The 2,347-nt window shown below is 73.5% G+C and carries 2 protein-coding genes; both read left to right on the top strand.

Translation table 11 applies throughout. The features are described from left to right. The first annotated feature begins 110 nt into the window (after positions 1-110). On the top strand, positions 111-998 hold the full coding sequence (locus tag B1205_RS03500) for a helix-turn-helix transcriptional regulator (RefSeq protein WP_089154261.1): 888 nt from the start codon (positions 111-113) through the stop codon (positions 996-998). Between the two features lie 111 nt (positions 999-1,109). After that, positions 1,110-2,090: a hypothetical protein gene (locus B1205_RS03495; RefSeq protein ID WP_254909678.1), complete on the top strand. Its 981-nt coding sequence runs from the start codon at positions 1,110-1,112 to the stop codon at positions 2,088-2,090. The last annotated feature ends 257 nt before the right edge of the window (positions 2,091-2,347 follow it).

Below are 2,347 nucleotides of genomic sequence, written 5' to 3'. Positions count from 1 at the left end.
ACGCTGCCATTCCTATTAGATCAGTAGGAGTTCCCGGCAGGGAAGCGCACGTTGTGCCGCCCCCTGTCAGGGAGTGGTTGGCCCGAACAGGGCTCGTGATACTTCGAGTCATGGACGTGAGAGGACAGCTCGGCGATTTCCTGCAGGCCCGGCGCTCCCAGCTACGGCCCGAGGACACCGGCGTGGCGACGTACGGTGAACGGCGCCGGGTTCGCGGGCTGCGCCGGGAGGAACTGGCCCTGCTGGCCGGGGTGAGTGTGTCGTACTACTCCCGGCTGGAGCAGGGGCAGGCCGTGAACGCCTCACCCGAGGTGCTCGACGCGCTCGCCCGGGCACTGCGGCTCGACGAGGCGGAACGCCACCACCTGTACGAGTTGGCGGCCGGGACCCGCCGCCGGCCCGCCGTGCGCCGCCCGGCCCCGGAGCGGGTGAGCCCGGCGGTCCGGCAGCTCGTCGCGACGCTCGGTGGCGTACCCGTGGTGGTGCTCGGTCGACGGGCCGACGTGCTGGCGTGGAACGCCGCGGGTCATGCCCTGTTCGCCGGCCACCTGCCCCCGGAGATCCTGGAGCGGCCGGAGCAGCACCCGAACATGGCCCGGCTGGTGTTCCTGGACGCACACACCCGCGACCTGTACGCGGACTGGCCCACCAAGGCCCGCGCGGTGGTGGCGACGCTGCGGATGGCCTCCGGGCGACACCCGGACGATCCGCTGATGGCCGCGCTGGTCGGTGAGTTGACGATGCGGAGTCCGGAGTTCGCCGCCATGTGGGCCGACCACCGGGTGAAGGCCGGCGGCGACGCCGTCTACCAGATGCGTCACCCGCTGGTCGGCGCCATGGACGTGACGCAGCAGACCCTGCGCACCGAGGCCGGTCAGACCGTCGTCGTCGCCACCACCGAACCCGGCTCGGCATCGCACGCGGCGATGACGTTGCTCGTGCACGGCACCGTCACCACCCGTGCCGGCGCTCCAGAACGGCCTGTCCGGCACCGATAGCACCACCCGTTGGCTCGACGCGAAGGTGCTCCGCGAGGAGCGCCGGACCCGTCGCGCCCGCTTCACGCCCATCCACGAGACGATCGACAGGGGACAAGAATGCGCAAGAGAATGACCACGCTCGCAGTCGCGCTCGCCGCGGCGGGGATCGGCGGCGTGACCGCCATGCCGTCGAACGCCGCCCCGGCCGCGACCGCCCCGGCCCGGACCATGGGGCTGGCCGCCCCGGCACCCACCCGGATCGCGGTCCACTTCGACCTGACGAAGGGGCAGATGCCGGAGAACGTCGCCGTCGGCCCGGACGGCACGGCCTACGTCACCTTCGCGGCCGCGCGTCAGGTCGCCGCGGTCACCCCGTCCGGTCGGACGCGGATCCTGGCGACCCTGCCGGCACCGGCCGACGGCGGCGTCCGTACGCCGGTGCTCGGGTTCGCGCTGACCACGGGCATCGTCCGGACGACCGACGGCACCCTCTATTTCCTGTACGCCAGCGGCGACGCCGCCTCCACCGGTCTGTACCGGCTACGGCCCGGCCAGGCCCCGCAGCGCGTCGCGGCCCTGCCGGCCGACGGCCTGCCCAACGGCTTGGCGTTGGACGCGGCGGCGCAGCGGCTCTACCTCACCGACTCGGTGCTCGGCACGATCTCGACCGTTGCCCTGGAGGGCGGCCCGGTCGAGGTCTGGTCCGCGGCGCCCGAACTCGCCGCGACGGGTTTCCTCGGTGCCAACGGCATCAAGGTACGCGCCGGCGCGGTGTGGGCGACCAACCTCGACCAGGGCACGCTGCTGCGCATCCCGATGCGGCACAATCGGCCGGGCCCGGTCCGGGTGACGGCGACCGGCCTGGTCGGCATCGACGACTTCGCGTTCGTCGGTGCCGGTGACGACCAGGTCATCGCCGCACTGAACGGGCCGAACACGGTGGTGGGCATCGACGCGACGGGCCGTTCGCGGACCCTGCTGACCGCTGCCGACGGACTGCAGAACCCGACCTCGGTGGCCGTGCGCGGCCGCACCGTCCTCGTGCTCAGTGCCGCGTACACCACCGGCGTCGACCCCAACCTGGCGCTGGCCACCCTGCCGGGCCGCTGACCCGCCCGCTCGACCCGGGCACACCGGGATCGCCCGTCGCCGTCGACCGGACGGCGGCGGGCGATCCGACGTCCCGGCCGCTCAGGTCGCGCCGAGCAGCGTCACCACACCGGCGGCGACCAGCACGCCGGCCCAGAGCCGGTCCACGTTGAACCAGGCCCGGCGCAGCACGCCGACGCCGAGCACCTCGTAGACCAGCAGCGCGACGGCCAGCGCCACGCCGAGCATGGCGCCGGTGTGCACGGCCGCCGCGGCCA

Origin of the sequence: Micromonospora sp. NBS 11-29 (genome assembly GCF_002140155.1) — a bacterium.
GTDB lineage: Bacteria > Actinomycetota > Actinomycetes > Mycobacteriales > Micromonosporaceae > Micromonospora.
This window is presented reverse-complemented; position numbering and strand designations above follow the sequence as displayed.

Coding starts and splice junctions, on each gene's coding strand:
- B1205_RS03500 (WP_089154261.1), top strand. CDS start 111: ATGGACGTGAGAGGACAGCTCGGCGATTTCCTGCAGGCCCGGCGCTCC.
- B1205_RS03495 (WP_254909678.1), top strand. CDS start 1,110: ATGACCACGCTCGCAGTCGCGCTCGCCGCGGCGGGGATCGGCGGCGTG.